The sequence below is a fragment of the Pantoea sp. PNT03 genome, from assembly GCF_014852515.1.
GTDB lineage: Bacteria > Pseudomonadota > Gammaproteobacteria > Enterobacterales > Enterobacteriaceae > Pantoea > Pantoea leporis.
Genome location: NZ_JACVBT010000032.1, coordinates 1 through 255, shown reverse-complemented (window position 1 = coordinate 255; position 255 = coordinate 1). Strand labels below are relative to the sequence as shown.

At 57.6% G+C, this 255-nt stretch carries 1 pseudogene; it reads right to left on the bottom strand.

Features of this window, described 5'->3' with window-relative positions:
- Nucleotides 1-255 (bottom strand): annotated as a pseudogene (locus tag IB226_RS23140) (DDE-type integrase/transposase/recombinase); the annotation flags it as partial.

Here is a 255-nt window from a genome sequence, read left to right as displayed (position 1 = left end):
GCCTTCGTCGCCAGACGGCCATCAGGAGAGCATCCAGCGCCAGTTCGCGCGACAGTGAGGGTTTCATTGACCAGCCCACCACATTGCGGGCAAACAGGTCTATCACCACGGCCAGATACAGCCAGCCTTGCCAGGTCCGTATGTAGGTAATATCCGTTACACAGACCTGGTTCGGTTTAACGACTGTGAACTCCCGCTATACCCGGTGAGGAGCAATGACTGACGGACGTCCCCGTGCTCCTCGCGGGATTTTAC